A 15,744-nucleotide genomic window follows, 5' to 3' on the forward strand; every position below is an offset into this window, starting at 1 on the left:
CAACAGCACCTGGCGCGGCGTCATGGATGGTTCCTATTCGGTAAGGACTTCAGGCATGCGCGGCGGTCTCCGCTTGGCGGCCATCAGCAGGTCGAGCTCGATCGACGAGGGGCCGAAGCGAATATAGAGATCCTTGCCCTCCTCGGGGTCAAGTCGGTATTTCGCGGTAAACTCCTCCAGCGAATAGGGTCGCCCGCGGGTGGCCCGACGTCGCAAGGTAGGTATCTGGCCCATGGGCATACCTCCTCTTTCCATGAGGCGGATAAAGCGGGGGATGGGAAAATGTTCCGCATAATCTGTCGCCACCGTCGCCTGCTGGTTCCCTCGCCCCGCTTGCGCGGAGAGGGTTAGGGTGAGAGGCAAACAACTCTCATCGAATCCGATGCTTGCGAACTTGCCGACATGACAGCGGCATCTAATTAAACCGGACAAGGATTGGATAGCGGGCTCGCATCCGGCGGCAAAAAAGGAGCAAGAGCATGACCGTCATTTCCGTCATTATCGGAAGCATCCGCGAGGGCCGTTTTGGCGAAAAACCCGCGAAGTGGATCCTGCAGCAGCTGAAGAAGCGCGACGGCGTGGACGCCCGGCTTCTCGACCTGCGCGACTTCCCGATGCCCTTCTTCGATCAGCCGGTAACCCCGGCCACACCGGGCCGCGCACCTTACACGCATGAGGTCGTGCAGAAATGGACTGCTGCGATCGCGCAGTCCGACGGCTTCGTCTTCGTCACGCCCGAGTATAATTTCGGCCCGCCCGCGGTGCTCAAGAATGCGCTCGACTGGGTCTATCCCGAGTGGAACCGCAAGCCCGCGGGCTTCGTGAGCTATGGCTCCGCCATGGGCGCGCGCAGCGTCCAGCAGCTTCGCGAAACCCTCGTCGAGCTTCAGATCGTCTCGATCCGTCCATCGGTCCATATTCCCGTTCCCACCTTCTTTGCTCACTTCAAAGGGGGTGATGTCGAGGCCGGATTGGCCGAGCTTGAAAAGCCCGCCGACGCAATGATCACCGATCTCCTGTGGTGGACGGAGGTCTTGAAGACGGCGCGCGCACGTGCGTCATGACAGACGGGGAGGCCCCATGGGCTTGCCTGATTGCGGACGACGACGCTTGGCTTTCTCCAAATTCGGATCGGCTCGGCCTTGCTCGTCCATGACAAAAATCTTGTGAAAAATCCGATACTAGAGCATCCTGTGTTCAAGTGACGTCCCTTGGACGCAGAAAGATGCTTTAGAATTTAAAGAGCTAGAGCGTCCTTTGCGCGTTCGAACGAACGCGCAGCGCTCTAGGGCACACTTTATGAATGCACCTGAAGTGCGGAGCTATCTCTGATCCGGCCGTCTCGCGCCGAGTGACAGCTCGCGTGGGAGGGTCGCGTCGATGGGTCAGGGGTTCTTTCTTCTGTTTGCTGCGGTGTCCGTGATCACGGCCCTGACCGTCGTCCTGGCGCGCAATCCGGTGCACAGCGCATTGGCGCTGATGGCGTGTTTCCTGCAAATCTCGGCAATCTTCGTCTTGCTCGAGGCACCGCTGCTCGCGGTCATCCAGATCTTCGTCTATGTCGGCGCGATCATGGTCCTTTTCCTGTTCGTGATCATGATGATCGACGTGCGCGAAGCGGTGCTGCAGCGGTTCTTGCCGGGCGGCAACCTGCCGGCTCTGGTGCTGCTCGTCCTGCTTGGGGTCGAGATGTTCGTGCTGGTCCTCTGGAGCAACCGTTTTTCGGTCGCGGAGCCCGCCGTTATTGGCGATGGCGATCAGATCAGACAACTCGCCACGACGCTTTTTTCCGACTATCTCCTGCCGTTCGAAGTCGCCTCCGTGATCCTGCTGGCGGCCCTCGTCGGCGCCATCGTGCTGGCGCGGAAGGAGTCGCGGTGATGGTTCCGCTCTCCTGGTATATTCTGCTCGGAGTGGTCCTGTTCGTGATCGGTGCGGCGGGCGTGCTGCTCAGGCGCAATATTCTGGTCGTGCTGATGTCGCTGGAGTTGCTGCTTAACTCGGTCAACATCAATTTCATCGCCTTCGGGCGCATCTACGACGACTTCCGCGGGCAGATCTTCGCCATCTTCGTCATAGCGATTACCGCGGCGGAGGTTGCCGTCGCCCTCGGCATCCTTGTCGCCCTTGTGAGGAATAAATCCACTCTCAAGGTCGACGACGTGACCATGATGAAAGGATAGCGGCTTGGACCCGGTGCTATCGATCCGGCCGCTGGTTGCCGTCGCCGTTCCGGGTTTGGCGGCCATTGCAATTCTCCTACTGAACAACCGTGAGAAACTCCGCGATCTCATCTCGCCGCTGGCTGCGATCGTCCTGTTTGCGATCGTCGCCTCGATGGCGCCCACGGTGCTTTCGGGCGGAACCGTCGATCTGCGCCTGTTCGAGGTGCTGCCGGGGATCGATTTCGCTTTCCGCGCCGATGCGCTCGGCATGGTGTTCGCTACCGTTTCGTCGCTTCTCTGGATCGTGGCGGCGATCTATTCCATCGGTTACATGCGGCACCTGAACGAGCATGCGCAGACCCGGTTCTTCGCCTGTTTCGCCACCAGCCTCGCGGCCGCCGTCGGGGGCGCCTTCGCCGCCAATCTGTTCACGCTCGTGATCTTCTACGAGGCGCTGAGCCTCGTCACCTATCCGCTCGTCTATCACCACGAGGACGAAGAGGGATGGGCAGGCAGCCGCAAGTACCTGGTGTATCTCATGGGCGCGTCGAAAAGCGTGCTGCTTGCGGCGCTGGCGCTGACCTACTCGATCACCGGGTCGCTCAACTTCGTGCCGGGAGGGTTGCTTGCGGGCGCCAATGCCTCGGCGGCGCTGCTGACGGTCATCTATTTCTGCTATCTGTTCGGCTTCGCCAAGGCAGCGGTGATGCCGATGCACGCCTGGCTGCCGGCCGCCATGGTCGCGCCGACACCGGTCAGCGCGCTCCTGCATGCCGTTGCCGTGGTCAAGATGGGCGTGTTCTGCGTGCTGCGGGTGGTGTTCCATGTCTTCGGCGTCGGGCTGGTAGGCGGGCTGGGGCTCGGCATCGCCACGGCCTATCTGGTCTCGTTCACGATCCTGATGGCGTCGGTCTATGCGCTCACGCGGGACGACCTGAAGGCGAGACTTGCCTATTCGACGGTGAGCCAGCTCTCCTATATCGTGCTGGGCGCGGTTCTGCTGTCGCCGGTCGCCATGGTCGGCGGGATCATCCATATCGCGGCGCATGCATTCTCAAAGATCACGCTCTTTTTCTGCGCCGGGTCGATCTATTGCGCGTCGGGAAAGCGCAAGATCAGCGACATGGCCGGCATCGGCCGCAGGCTGCCCTGGACGATGGGGGCCTTTTTCGTCGCGTCGCTGAGCATGATCGGGATACCGCCGACCGCGGGCTTCGTCAGCAAGTGGTATTTGGCGGAGGGGGCCGTGGCGGCGGGAGAGACTGCGTTCCTGATCGTGCTCCTGGTGAGCTCGGTCCTGAACGCCGCCTATTTCCTGCCGGTCAGCTATGCCGCTTTCTTCCAGGCGGAGACGCAGGAGAGCCGGACGACGGTCCGTGAGATTCCGTTGGTCACGATCCCGCTGGTCGCGACCGCCATCCTGTCGGTACTGATGGGCATTTTCCCGGGCTATTTTCTCACCCTGGCAGACGGAGTGATCAAATGATCAAGCGTGTCGTCGACTTCTTTGGTGACGAGGAATATGCGAGGCCACGGCGCCGACTGTTCTATCTGGTGCTCGTCCTGATCGTCGCCGCCGACTTTCTGGTCTCTCGCGAACACGCCGAATATCTGTGGGACAGCCTGCCGGGCTGGTCCGCTGTCTACGGCTTCGCCTCCTGCGTGCTGCTCATCTTCGTTTCCAAGTTCCTCGGCCATCGGGTCGGACTGATGCGGCGCGAGGATTATTATGACTGACTTCATCCATCCGGCCCTTCTCTTCGTTCTCGGCGCTCTGCCGATCCCTTTCCTCAGCGGGTCTATCCGCAAGGCGTACCTGCTTTTGATCCCGGCTCTGGCGATCCTTGCCGTGCTTGCGATGGAGCCGGGCAGCTATGGCCAAACGCGGTTCATAGGGCAGGAGATCCTGATCGCGAAGGTCGACAAGCTCAGCATCGTCTTCGCCACCGTCTTCACCATAATGGCGCTGATCGGCATGGTCTATGCGCTGCACCTGACGGATGCCGGCCAGCATGTGGCGGCATTCGTCTATGTCGGCAGCGCACTCGGCGTGGTGTTTGCCGGTGACTACCTGACACTTTATCTGTTCTGGGAAGGCATGGCATTCGCTTCCGCCTATCTGGTCTTTGCGCAGCGCGGCGGGCCGGCGATCCGGGCCGGGTTCCGCTATCTCATGGTCCATATCAGCGGCGGCGTCGTCCTGCTCGGCGGCATCATTTCCCACGGGTTTGCCACCGGTTCACTGCTTTTCGGCCCGATCGCGGGGGAGCCGACCGGCGGGGGAATGGGTGTGGGCGACTACCTGATCCTCGCGGGCTTCATCCTGAATGCGGCGGTGCCGCCGCTCAATGCCTGGCTGACCGACGCCTATCCGGAGGCGACCGTCACCGGGGCGGTGTTCATGAGCGCGTTTACCACCAAGACCGCCGTCTATGTGCTGGCGCGGGCCTTTCCGGGGACCGAGCTTCTGGTTTGGCTCGGCACAATCATGGCGCTCTACGGCGTCATCTACGCGGTGCTGGAGAACGACTGTCGGCGGCTTCTCGCCTATCACATCGTCAGCCAGGTGGGCTACATGGTGGCGGGTGTCGGCATCGGCACCGAGATGGCGGTGAACGGAGCCGCCAGCCATGCCTTTGCGCATATTCTCTACAAGGCGCTGCTGTTCATGGGGGCAGGGGCGGTGATCTATGTCACCGGTCGGCGCAAGCTCACCGAGCTCGGCGGGCTCTACAAGACCATGCCGCTGACCGTGGCGCTCTACATGGTCGGCGCTTTCGCGATTTCGGCATTTCCGTTTTTCTCGGGCTTCGTCACGAAATCGATGGTGATCGCCGCCGCCGGAGCGGATCACCGTGCGCTGGTGGTGCTGGCGCTGACGATGGCATCGTCAGGAACGTTCCTGCACACTGGGTTGAAGCTTCCCTATTACATGTTCTTCGGCACGGACCAGAAACTGGAGGCACGGGAGCCGCCGCGCAACATGCTGATTGCGATGGGCATGGCGGCGGTGCTTTGCATCGCGATCGGAGTGTTCCCTGAGCCGCTCTATGCGCTTCTGCCCTATCCGGTCGATTTCCAACCCTATACGGGCCAGCATGTCATGGAGAGCCTCGGGCTGCTAATGTTCACCGCGCTCGGCTTCGTGCTGTTCCTCTGGGCGCTCGATCCCGAGAACACGATCAGTCTCGATACCGACTGGTTCTACCGCAAGGGCGCGCGGACCTTCATGTGGATCGCCGAAAGGCCGCTGGCGCGCTATGAGCAGGCGGTGAGCAGCGTGTCCGAGACGGCGGCGCTGCCCTTCCTGCATGGGGCGGCGCGGGCGGGACTGCGGCTCGATCTTGCCGGCGTGGATGGCATCGTAAACGGTGTCGCTCACTCCATCCTGCGCGGCGGCGGGCGACTCAGGCGGCTCCAGACGGGTGTCGTGACCCACTACGTGCTGGCGATGCTCGTCGGTCTGGTGGCAGCCACCGTCGTCTTCGCCGTGGCTTGGCGGTAGGGGGTGCCATGGGGTTCCCGCTGCTCAGCCTCATCATATTCACACCGGTCGCAGGCGCCGCGGTTCTGATGTTTCTGCGCGGTGATGATGCGGCGCGGTGGACTGCGCTTTCATTCACCGGCCTCGATCTTGCTCTCGGCATCGCCATGCTGGCCGGCTTCGACACCACGACCCACGCAATGCAGTTTACCGAGACGCGCCCGTGGGTGCCCGCGCTCGGGATCACCTATGCGCTCGGTGTCGACGGGATCAGCGCGCTCTTCGTGTTCCTGACCGCGCTGTTGGGCTTAATCTGCGTGCTCGCCTCGTGGGTCGCAATCGACCGCAAGGTGAAGGAATTCATGATCAGCCTGCTCGTCATGCAGGCGCTGATGCTCGGGGTCTTCTGTGCGCTCGACCTGTTCCTGTTCTACGTCTGCTGGGAGGCGATGCTGATCCCGATGTACCTGATCATCGGCGTCTGGGGCGGCGAGGGCCGGGTCTATGCGGCGATCAAGTTCTTCCTCTACACGCTGGCGGGCAGCCTCCTGTTCCTGATCGGTGTCATCGTGCTCTATTTCTACGGTGGCAGCACGTTCGACATCATCGCTTTGACCGAACAGGACTTGCCGTTCCAGATCCAGTCCTGGCTGTTCTTCGCCTTCCTGATCGCGTTTGCGGTCAAGGTGCCGATGGTGCCGGTCCATACCTGGCTGCCGGATGCCCATGTGCAGGCGCCGACGGCGGGCAGCATCATTCTTGCCGGCGTGCTCCTGAAGATGGGCGCCTATGGATTCCTGCGGTTCTCGCTGCCGATGCTGCCGGAGGCGTCGGTCTATTATTCGACGCTGATGCTGGCGCTTTCGGCGCTGGCGATCGTCTATGGCGGGTTGCTGGCGCTGGCGCAGGACGACCTGAAGAAGCTGGTAGCCTATTCCAGCATCAGCCACATGGGCTTCGTGACGCTGGGGATTTTTGCGCTGAATCTCAACGGGCTCGAGGGCGGCATCCTGCAGATGTTCAATCACGGCGTCACGACGGGTGCGTTGTTCCTCTTCGTCGGCCTGATCTACGAGCGGACACATACGCGCAGCATCGCTGACTATGGCGGTTTGATGAAGGCGGCGCCGGTCTACACGACGTTTCTTGCGCTCTTCACCCTGTCGTCGATGGCGCTGCCGGGAACCAATTCGTTCGTGGGCGAACTGCTGGTGCTGTCGGGCGGGTTTACGGCGAGCCTTGCCGCCGGTGCGGCCGCCGTCCTGGGTGCGTTGCTGGGTGCGGCCTATCTGCTTGGCATGTATGGGAAAGTGGCGCTTGGCCAGCCGAGCGTCGGCGCCCGGTTCAAGATTCGCGACGTGAACGCCCGCGAGATGGTTGCGATCCTGCCGCTCGCCGTCTTCGTCCTATGGGTTGGGCTCTATCCGAAACCATTTCTCAGCGTCGTCGACACCTCGGTGAAGCATCTCCTGACGCAGGTGCATAGCAAAGGGAGCGGCCAATGAGCGACGCCGCGCTTCTCCAGTCGATCCTTGCGAGCCTGCCCGAGATTGTGGTGGTCACCGGGGCCTGTATCCTTCTGATAGTCGGAGAGTTTGTGCGCAAGGAGCGGGAATATTTTCTTGTTTGGGCCTCCGTCGCGATCGTGCTGATTGCTGCGATTGGGACATTCATGCTGGCGGGCGAGGTGCGGCCGGCCTATGCGGGCATGTTCGTCGTCGACCGCTTCGCGGTCTTCTTCAAATTCGTATTTTACCTGGCCACGGTTCTGACTTTCCTTCTCTCGCGAAAATATGCCGACATCGAAGGGATCGGGAACAGCGAATACTATGTCCTGCTGCTTTTCGCGCTTTCGGGAATGATGATCATGGCCTCGGCGACCGATCTGCTGTCGATCTATGTGGGGCTCGAACTGATGGTGCTCTGCACCTATGTGCTTACCGGCTTTCTGCGGAAGCAACGGCGGTCGAACGAGGCGGCGCTGAAATACGTGATCCTTGGCGCGGTCTCGACCGGGATTTTCCTTTACGGCGTTTCGCTGATCTACGGGCTTACCGGCACGACGCAACTGGACGCCATGGCTGCGGCGGTGACTGGCGCCCCGCTCGATCCCGGATTGCTGCTGGCGATGGTCTTCATCGTTGCGGGACTGGTCTTCAAGGTCGGCGCCGTCCCGTTCCATATGTGGGTGCCTGACGTCTATGAAGGTGCGCCGACGACGATCACCGCCTTCATGTCGGTCGCCCCCAAGGCGGCGGGGTTCGCGGTGATCCTGCGGGTGTTCCTCAACCCTCTGGTGGCAGCTTCGGACGTCTGGATCATCGTCGCCGTCATTGCGGTGGTGACGATGGCGCTCGGCAGCTTCGTGGCGCTGGTCCAGGATAATTTCAAGCGGCTCCTCGCCTATTCCAGCATCGCACATGCAGGGTTTGCCATTTTCGGCGTCGCAGCCGGCGGCGCCGACGGGATTGCCAGCGTGATGCTCTACCTGCTGATCTACGCTTTCATGAATCTCGGCATTTTCGGCGCCGTCATCATGATGCGGAACGGCGATTTCTCGGGTGAGGTCATTGAAGACTATGCGGGTTTCGCCAAGTCGCATCCGGGGCTGGCGCTTCTGATGCTGCTCTATCTCTTCTCGCTTGCCGGCATTCCGCCGACGGCGGGATTCTTCGCCAAGTTCTACGTGCTGGTTGCGCTCGTCGATCGCGGTTTCGTCGCGTTGGCGGTGATCGCAGTGCTGCTGAGCGCTGTCGCTGCCTACTTCTACATCCGCATCGTCATGGTGATGTACATGCGCGAGCCGAAAAGGACGTTCGCGCCGGCGCTGACGCCGCTCGTGGGCGCAACGCTTGCCTTCACCGCCGCCGGCACGATCGGCATCGGCCTATTTCCGTCGTGGTTTTTGAAACTTGCCCAGGATTCGGTCTTTGGCGGCTGACCGATTGGATTTGCAATGATCCCACCGACGGAATAGACTTGGCGGCGGAGGAAGGATTGCCCAAGTCGCCAGCGGCCCGGAGGTGGATCGCAGCCTGAGGAAGTCCTCGGTGGGCAACCGGTGCAGTGATGACTGCAATGGAATTCTTGCCCGTTCTTTTCATGGTCGCCGGAGTCGTCCTGGTGGCTGGGGTGACGCTGTTCGTTTCCTCGCTGCTGCGTCCCTCCAATCCCTATCCCGCGAAGAACATGCCCTATGAATGCGGCATGGACGCAGCCGGCGAGGCCGCCGGGGGCCGCTTCAGGGTGCCATTCTTCATCCTGGCGATCCTGCTGGTCGTCTTCGATGTCGAAGCGATGTTCCTCTTTCCCTGGGCCGTCGTCCTGAAAGAGATCGGGCTGGTCGGCTATATCGAGATGTTCGTCTTCATGGTGCTGCTTCTCGTGGGCTTCGCCTACGCCTGGCTGAAAGGAGCGCTGGAATGGGAGGCGTAAACAACGCGATCCGCGACAGCGTGCTGTTCACCACGGCCGACAGCATCATCAGCTGGAGCCGGAGATCGGCGCTGTGGCCCGAGACCTTCGGGATTGCCTGCTGCGCCATCGAGATGATCTCGGCCGGTTGCGCCCGTTACGATCTCGACCGTTTCGGTGTGGTGTTCCGCCCTTCGCCGCGACAATCCGACGTCATGATCATCGCCGGCACCGTGACCCGGAAATTCGCGCCCGTCGTGCGGCGGCTCTATGACCAGATGCCGGAACCGCGCTGGGTGATCGCAATGGGCACCTGCGCCATTTCGGGCGGGGTTTACAACACCTATGCGGTGGTGCAGGGGTCGGAAACCTTCGTGCCCGTCGACGTGCATGTGCCCGGCTGTCCGCCCCGGCCCGAGGCGCTGATGCACGGCTTCCTGCTGCTTCAAGAGAAGATCAAGAGGTCCCGGGCGCTTGCCGGCACACCTCTGGATCGGGTTACGGCGTCATGAGTGCAGAGGCATCCCTCAATCGCGCTCCGATCATGGAGCGCTTCGGAGAAGCAATTGAGGATCTCGGCACTGCGCACGGTATCGACGCCTTTGCCGTTCCGCCCGAGAGGATCGTCGAGTTCTGCCGATTCCTGAAGGACCATCCGGCGCTTCAATTCAATTTCCTCTCGGACATTTGCGGGGTCGATCATTATCCCGAAACGCCGCGGTTCGAGGCGGTCTACCATCTCTATTCGCTGCCCAACAGGTGGCGGGTCCGTATCAAGTGCCGGCTTGGCGATCCCCCTGAGGTTCCGTCGGTCACGGGAGTCTGGCGCACGGCCAACTGGCATGAGCGCGAGGCCTGGGACATGTATGGCATCCGGTTCGAGGGGCATCCGGATCTCCGCCGGATCTACATGTGGGAAGGCTTCGAGGGCTTTCCCCAACGCAAGGATTTCCCTCTCAGGGGTTATAAGGACAAGCTGAACCCCTTCGGTGCTGAAGGTCCGCCACCGACACAGCCCGACCTCGCCACCAGGGACATTCCATAAGGGGCGGAGAGTTGAGATGACCGAAGTCACCGAGCTCAGCAGGACGGAAGGCGAAGCGCTCCATACTAAGGAAGTGCTTCTCAATCTTGGTCCGCAGCACCCCAGCACTCACGGGGTTCTCCGGCTCGTCCTCGAACTGGACGGCGAGTATGTTGAGCGCGTGGACCCTTATATCGGCTACCTGCACCGCGGCACCGAAAAACTGGCGGAAAGCTTCACCTATACGCAGATCTTCCCGTTGACCGACCGGCTCGACTATCTCTGTCCGCCTTCGAACAACCTCGCTTTCGCGCTGGCGGTCGAAAAACTCCTCGGCATCGAAGCACCGATCCGGGCGCAGTATATTCGCGTGATGATGGCCGAGCTGGCGCGGATCTCCGGTCATCTCCTGATCACCGGTGCGCTGCCGATGGATCTCGGCGCCATGACCGCGCTGCTTTACGCCATGCGCGAGCGCGAGATGATCATGGACCTCCTGGAAATGATTACCGGTGCGCGCATGCACACCTCCTACTGCCGGGTTGGCGGGGTGCGCGAGGATTTGCCCGACGGGTTCTTCCCGAAGATCCGCGAGTTCTGCGACATTTTCCCGAACCGGATCCGCGACTATGAGCTACTGCTCGAAGATAACCGGGTGTTCCTCAATCGCACGAAAGGGATCGGCGTGATCTCGGCCGAGGACGCCATTGATCTTGGCCTCAGCGGCCCAAACCTGCGTGCCTCCGGTGTTGACTGGGACATCCGGCGCGACGAACCCTACGAGATCTACGACCGGCTCGATTTCAACGTCATCACCCGCAGTGAGGGCGATTGCTATGCGCGCTGGCAGTGCCGGGTCGACGAGATGCGCGAAAGCATAGGGATCATCGAGCAATGCATCGACCAGATGCCCGACGGGCCTTTCCAGATCGACATGCCGACGATCGCCTTTCCCCTGGACAAGGAGCGGGTGCACTGTTCGATGGAGGCGCTGATCCAGCATTTCGACCTGTCGGCCTACGGCTTCAAGGTGCCGAAGGGCGAGGTCTATTCGGCGATCGAGGCGCCGAAAGGCGAGCTCGGCTTCTACATCATCAGCGACGGGTCGCCAAAGCCGTTCCGCATGAAGGTGCGGGCCCCGTCCTTCGTCAACCTTCAGGCACTCTTCGGGGTCAGCAACGCCCGTTACCTGGCGGACATGATCGCCGTGCTCGGCAGCCTCGACCCTGTCATGGCGGAGGTGGACAAGTAGCGGAGGATTTGGACGCGATGAGCATGCGCGAAAAGATCGAGAAGGCGGCCACGCGGTATCCCGACCAGCGCTCGGCGATCATGCCCGCGCTGCTGATCGCGCAGCAGGAGCATGGTCATCTGCCCGGCCCGGTGCTGGAGGAGGTCGCCGATATCCTCGGTGTCGAGCGGATCTGGGTCTACGAGCTGGCGACCTTCTACACGCTCTTCCATACCGAGCCGGTGGGAATGTTCCACCTGCAGCTCTGCGACAACCTCTCCTGCATGCTGCGCCGATCTGAAGAGCTGCTGAAGCATATGGAAACGGTGCTGGGGATCGGGAAGGGTGAAACCACCCCCGACGGGCTGTTCACGCTTTCGACCGTCGAGTGCCTTGGTGCCTGCGAGATGGCGCCGGTGATGCAGGTCGGCGACGATTACCACGGCAACCTCGATATCGAGCGGATCGATGCGCTCCTCGCGAGCCTCCGGGCCACGGTGGGGCGGCTAGCGAGCGCCGAGCACGTTTCTATGCAGCCGCCGGGAGAATAGCGCCATGTTCGAACCGGTTCTCCTGAAGAATGTCGACGTGCCGGACGGCCATTTGCTGTCGACCTATGAAAAAGGCGGCGGTTACCAGGCGCTGGCCAAGGTGCTGCGCGAGTACACTCCGGACGAGGTCGTCGACCTCGTCAAGCAATCCAATCTGCGCGGTCGCGGCGGCGCTGGATTTCCGACTGGCATGAAATGGAGTTTCGTGCCGAAGCGGGCCGACAAGCCGAAATATCTGTGCTGCAATGCGGACGAAGGGGAGCCCGGCACCTTCAAGGACCGGATCATCATGGAGCGCGACCCGCACCAGCTCATCGAGGGGCTGGCGGTCAGCGCCTATGCGATCGGGGCCGAAACCGCCTATGTCTACGTCCGCGGAGAATATGTGACGGCGATCCGCCGCCTGGAACAGGCGATCGTCGAGGCTCACAATAAGGGCTATCTCGGAACGGGCATCCTGGGCTCGGAGTTCAATTTCGCCATCCACATTCACTGCGGCGCCGGCGCCTATATTTGCGGCGAGGAGACCGCAATGCTCGAGTCGCTCGAGGGCAAGCGGGCGCAGCCGCGATTGAAACCGCCGTTTCCGGCCGTGGCCGGGCTCTACGCCAGCCCGACCGTGATCAACAATGTCGAGACGCTCGCCTGCGTGCCGCATATCGTCATGCGGGGGCCGGACTGGTTCCGGGGCATCGGCCCGGACAAGAGCCCCGGCCCGAAGCTCTACTGCGTCAGCGGACAGGTGCGCAAACCCGGCCTCTATGAGCTGCCGATGGGTATACCGTTGCGCGAACTGGTCGAGGACCACGCGGGCGGCCCGTTGCCGGGACGCAGGATCAAGGCCGTGATCCCGGGCGGGGTGTCGGCGCCCGTGATCCCGGAGAGCGGGCTGGAGGTGGGGATGGACTTCGACTCGCTGGCGGCCGTCGGCTCGATGCTCGGTTCGGCCGGCGTTATCGTGATCGACGATACGACCTGCATGGTCAAGGTCGCCACCCGCATCGTCGAGTTCTTCCATCACGAGTCCTGCGGCAAGTGCACGCCATGCCGGGAAGGATTGAACTGGGCCGTGAAGGTGCTCCGCCGGATCGAGGCAGGCGAGGGCACCCCCGGCGATCTGGAGCAGCTGGAGATGCTCTGCAAAGGCATTTTCGGCAATACGTTCTGCGCCCTGGGCGACGGTGCGGCGATGGGATTGCGGGCAGCACTTCAGCATTTCCGCGACGAGTTCGTCGCCCATATCGAAGAGCAAAGGTGCCCGTTCGCTGAAGGAGTGCGCTGGGATAGCGCTGCGAGGAAATATGGTTAGCGTTACGATCGATGAACAAACGCTGGAAGTCGAGGCCGGCTCGACGGTGCTGCAGGCCGCCCAGCGTCTGGGCATAGACATACCGACCTTCTGTTATCTGAAGCGCCTGCCGGCACTGGCCTCCTGCCGCATGTGCCTGGTGGAGATCGAGGGGCTCAAGCGGCTGCAGCCGTCCTGCGCCACCGCGGTTACAGACGGCATGGTGGTGCGGACGAACACGCCGCTGATCGAGGAAACGCGCTCTTCCATGCTCGACATGCTGCTCGCCAACCACCCCCTCGACTGCCCGATCTGCGACAAGGGCGGCGAATGCGAGCTTCAGGACATGGTGATGGCCTATGGTCCTCGTGAAAGCCGGTTCCGCGATGAGAAACGTGTGTTCCACTCCGAGGACATTCGTCTGAGCCCCGTCATCATCATGAACGTCAACCGCTGCATCCAGTGCCAGCGCTGTGTGCGGATGTGCGAGGAAGTCGTCGGGGCGGTCGCGCTCGGCACCGTCGAAAAAGGCATGGATACCGCCGTCACCGGCTTCGAGGGCAGTCTGGCAAGTTGCGACCAGTGCGGCAATTGCGTCGAGGTCTGTCCGGTCGGCGCGCTGATGAGCTTCCCCTATCGCTACAAGGCGCGGCCCTGGGACCTGGTCGAGACCGACACGGTCTGCCCGCATTGCGGCACCGGTTGCCAGCTGACGGTGGGCACGCGCAAGGGCGAGTTCATGCGGGTGCGCTCCAAGTGGGACGAGGGGGTCAACCGCGAAACGCTCTGCGTACGGGGACGCTTCGGCCTCGATTTCGTTTCGAACCGGGACCGGATCAAGCGGCCGATGATCCGCCGCGATGGCGCTCTGGTTCCGGTTTCCTGGAATGAAGCGGGGGACTATCTGCGCCGGCGGCTGTTGGCCGTCGAGAGCAAGGCCGTCGGCGGGCTCATCTCGCCGCGCCTGCCCAACGAGGTGCTTTATCAATTCCAGAAGCTGATGCGGACGGTGTTCCAAACCAACAACATCGACTGCTCGACGCGCTGGTCGACGCCCTTCGATGCGCTCGGTCCGCTGGCTACGGGCTTCTACAGCCGCGCGCCGCTCAGCCAAGTGATCGGCAACGACTGCGTGCTCGTCGTCGGGGGCAACGTGACCGAGGGCAACCCAGTTACCGAATACCTGCTGCGGGACGGCGCGCGGCGGCGGCAGACCGGATTGCTCATGCTCTCGGCGCGGCCATCCCGCCTGGACGCCGATGCCCGGGTGGTGGTTCGCGTGCCGCCGGGCGGAGAAGCGACGGGCCTTGCGGCGGTGGTCGCCGCGCTTGTGGCGGAGGCCGACGGAAGCTTGCCGGGCGAGGCTCTTGCTGATATCGGCGGGCCGGCAGCGGACATCGACGGTGACGGGCCGGATCGTCTGGCCGCCGTGCTCAAGGAAAGCAGCAGCGTCACGGTGTTCGTCAGCGTCGATCTCCTGAGACCACCCGAGGCGCGGACCACGCTGCAGCAGCTCAACAACCTGCTGCAGGTTCTGCGCCTGCTCGGCAAGGAGCCGGCGATGCAGTTCCTCTGCGACCGCGCCAACCAGATGGGCGCCTGGGACATGGGGGTTTTGCCGGCGGCCCTGCCGGGGCTGCGGGCGGTCGCCGACGATGTGGCGCGCACAACACTTGCACGGAACTGGTACGCCGAAATCCCGTCCGGACCCGGCGCGGGTCTCGACGCCATGCTCGAGCTCTCAGCCGGTGGGCGGATGGGCATGCTCTACATCGTTGGAGCCGACCCCCTGATTTCCTATCCCGACCGGGATTTCGCGACGCGGGCGCTTGACGCCGCCGATCTCCTGATCGTGCAGGACGCCTTCCTCACGGATACGGCGGGGCTGGCCGAGATCGTGTTGCCGGCGGCGGTGTACGGCGAGGAATCCGGCACGTTCACCAACAACGAGGGCCGGACGCAGAAGGTCCGCAAGTTCCGTGAACCGGTCTTCGAGGCGCGCGGCAATCTGGCGATCTTTGATTTCGTTGCTGGACTCCGCAACCAGGTGCTGCGGCCATCGACGCAAGGCGAGATTTTCGACGAGATCGCCCGACTGGTTCCGGCCTATCGAGGGCTGACGCGGGAGGGGCTAGGCGCCGACGGCGCATTTACCAAAGCGGCCCCGACGCCACCGGCGGGCGCGTTCTTCGCGCCGCCGCCTGTCCCGATGGCAGCCGACCGGCTCATGCTGGTTACCGGCGACTGCCTGTTCCACAACGGATATCTTTCCGAACGCTCGGAAATCCTGAATACGGTCGCCGACGACCCCTATGTCGAGATGAGCGCAGAGGATGCCGCGCGGCTTAGCCTTTCGGACCGCGATCCGGTGGTCGTGCGATCCGCTCAGGGCGAGCTGACGGCCAAGCTCAAGATCAACAGGCGCTTCCCGAAGGGGCTCGTATTCATTCCGGAAAACTATAGAGCCTTGCGTCTCAACGGACTGATGCGGCGGGGCGAATATCCATGTCCGGTGGAAGTTGAAAGGGCGCAGGCGACCTTCGAGATCGCCGCTGTGCCCGGAGTTGGGGCGGAATCTGAGAATCCC

General features: G+C 62.5%; 15 protein-coding genes and 1 pseudogene. 15 read left to right on the forward strand and 1 reads right to left on the reverse strand.

Going from position 1 to position 15,744, the window contains the following annotated elements; genetic code table 11:
* Positions 1 to 33: 33 nt before the first annotated feature.
* Complete coding sequence (locus AAE029_RS32990) at positions 34 to 234, reverse strand: hypothetical protein (protein ID WP_371077152.1); 201 nt, start codon at positions 232 to 234, stop codon at positions 34 to 36.
* Between the two features lie 245 nt (positions 235 to 479).
* On the opposite strand from AAE029_RS32990, the gene AAE029_RS32995 reads away from it, so the two are divergent.
* The 15 genes and pseudogenes from AAE029_RS32995 to nuoG all read left to right on the forward strand — a co-directional run bounded on the left by AAE029_RS32995 (position 480) and on the right by nuoG (position 15,737).
* Entirely contained in the window at positions 480 to 1,064 is a 585-nt protein-coding gene (locus AAE029_RS32995) for an NADPH-dependent FMN reductase (RefSeq protein ID WP_371077153.1), read from the forward strand.
* A gap of 316 nt (positions 1,065 to 1,380) precedes the next feature.
* Positions 1,381 to 1,881: an NADH-quinone oxidoreductase subunit J gene (locus AAE029_RS33000; protein WP_371077154.1), complete on the forward strand. Its 501-nt coding sequence runs from the start codon at positions 1,381 to 1,383 to the stop codon at positions 1,879 to 1,881.
* Positions 1,881 to 2,183, forward strand: a complete 303-nt coding sequence (nuoK, locus tag AAE029_RS33005) for an NADH-quinone oxidoreductase subunit NuoK (RefSeq protein WP_074071540.1) — start codon at positions 1,881 to 1,883, stop codon at positions 2,181 to 2,183. Before AAE029_RS33000 ends, nuoK begins: the two co-directional genes overlap by 1 nt.
* A gap of 4 nt (positions 2,184 to 2,187) precedes the next feature.
* Positions 2,188 to 3,651, forward strand: a complete 1,464-nt coding sequence (locus AAE029_RS33010; protein WP_371077155.1) for a monovalent cation/H+ antiporter subunit D family protein — start codon at positions 2,188 to 2,190, stop codon at positions 3,649 to 3,651.
* A complete protein-coding gene (locus AAE029_RS33015; RefSeq protein ID WP_371077156.1) occupies positions 3,648 to 3,902 on the forward strand; it encodes a hypothetical protein in 255 nt (84 codons plus the stop codon). Before AAE029_RS33010 ends, AAE029_RS33015 begins: the two co-directional genes overlap by 4 nt.
* Positions 3,895 to 5,670, forward strand: coding sequence for a Na(+)/H(+) antiporter subunit D (locus AAE029_RS33020; protein ID WP_371077157.1), 1,776 nt, complete (start codon positions 3,895 to 3,897; stop codon positions 5,668 to 5,670). The genes AAE029_RS33015 and AAE029_RS33020 overlap by 8 nt, the downstream gene beginning before the upstream one ends.
* 8 nt (positions 5,671 to 5,678) lie before the next feature.
* Positions 5,679 to 7,154, forward strand: a complete 1,476-nt coding sequence (locus AAE029_RS33025; RefSeq protein ID WP_371077158.1) for an NADH-quinone oxidoreductase subunit M — start codon at positions 5,679 to 5,681, stop codon at positions 7,152 to 7,154.
* Entirely contained in the window at positions 7,151 to 8,590 is a 1,440-nt protein-coding gene (locus AAE029_RS33030) for an NADH-quinone oxidoreductase subunit N (RefSeq protein ID WP_371077159.1), read from the forward strand. The genes AAE029_RS33025 and AAE029_RS33030 overlap by 4 nt, the downstream gene beginning before the upstream one ends.
* 128 nt (positions 8,591 to 8,718) lie before the next feature.
* Complete coding sequence (locus AAE029_RS33035; RefSeq protein WP_371077160.1) at positions 8,719 to 9,084, forward strand: NADH-quinone oxidoreductase subunit A; 366 nt, start codon at positions 8,719 to 8,721, stop codon at positions 9,082 to 9,084.
* The gene (locus AAE029_RS33040) at positions 9,072 to 9,575 is read left to right on the forward strand and encodes an NADH-quinone oxidoreductase subunit B family protein (RefSeq protein WP_038690953.1); all 504 of its coding nucleotides are present in this window, start codon (positions 9,072 to 9,074) and stop codon (positions 9,573 to 9,575) included. Before AAE029_RS33035 ends, AAE029_RS33040 begins: the two co-directional genes overlap by 13 nt.
* Positions 9,572 to 10,108 (forward strand): NADH-quinone oxidoreductase subunit C, encoded by a 537-nt coding sequence (locus tag AAE029_RS33045; protein WP_371077161.1) that lies wholly within the window; start codon positions 9,572 to 9,574, stop codon positions 10,106 to 10,108. The genes AAE029_RS33040 and AAE029_RS33045 overlap by 4 nt, the downstream gene beginning before the upstream one ends.
* A gap of 16 nt (positions 10,109 to 10,124) precedes the next feature.
* Positions 10,125 to 11,339 carry an NADH dehydrogenase (quinone) subunit D gene (gene nuoD, locus AAE029_RS33050; protein WP_371077162.1) on the forward strand — a complete coding sequence of 405 codons (1,215 nt, stop codon included), beginning with the start codon at positions 10,125 to 10,127 and terminating at the stop codon, positions 11,337 to 11,339.
* Between the two features lie 17 nt (positions 11,340 to 11,356).
* Positions 11,357 to 11,869, forward strand: coding sequence for an NADH-quinone oxidoreductase subunit NuoE (gene nuoE / locus AAE029_RS33055; RefSeq protein WP_371077163.1), 513 nt, complete (start codon positions 11,357 to 11,359; stop codon positions 11,867 to 11,869).
* Positions 11,870 to 11,873: 4 nt separating this feature from the next.
* Positions 11,874 to 13,178: an NADH-quinone oxidoreductase subunit NuoF gene (gene nuoF, locus AAE029_RS33060; RefSeq protein WP_371077164.1), complete on the forward strand. Its 1,305-nt coding sequence runs from the start codon at positions 11,874 to 11,876 to the stop codon at positions 13,176 to 13,178.
* Positions 13,171 to 15,737 (forward strand): annotated as a pseudogene (nuoG, locus tag AAE029_RS33065) (NADH-quinone oxidoreductase subunit NuoG). Before nuoF ends, nuoG begins: the two are co-directional and overlap by 8 nt.
* Positions 15,738 to 15,744: the final 7 nt, after the last annotated feature.

This window comes from Sinorhizobium sp. CB7 (genome assembly GCF_041357635.1).
GTDB lineage: Bacteria > Pseudomonadota > Alphaproteobacteria > Rhizobiales > Rhizobiaceae > Rhizobium.